We start from the raw sequence: 324 nt of genomic DNA, 5'->3' as shown, positions 1-324 counted from the left end.
ATGGTCAAAAACTTGCCAAGGGTACAGATTTGACACAATACGTCAACCAAACAATTGACCATAAAGCAAGAACAGTTCTGTATTCATTCTCTAAAGATTTCTTGAGCAAGATTTCAGATAATAGTGAGTTCCAAGCTACAGGTTACATGCAAGTGAAACAATTAGGCAATGGTACAGTAAAGAACACCTTTACTGAAATCATCAATGATGTCGAACGTGATTCTAATACGGTAACGGTAGAATCTCCTCAAGATTATGGTGATGTAGTTGTTCACTATGTGGATGAATCTGGTAAGAAGATCAAAGAAGATGTAACGGATACTT

The 324-nt window shown here is 36.4% G+C and carries 1 protein-coding gene; it reads left to right on the top strand.

Annotated elements, in window-relative coordinates; translation table 11 throughout:
- On the top strand, positions 1–324 hold a 324-nt coding region (locus tag HMPREF2542_RS09885; protein ID WP_186822130.1), incomplete at both ends, for an LPXTG cell wall anchor domain-containing protein.

Origin of the sequence: Streptococcus sp. HMSC034B05, from assembly GCF_001809055.1 — a bacterium.
In the GTDB taxonomy this organism is placed as follows: Bacteria; Bacillota; Bacilli; order Lactobacillales; family Streptococcaceae; genus Streptococcus; species Streptococcus constellatus.
This window is presented reverse-complemented; position numbering and strand designations above follow the sequence as displayed.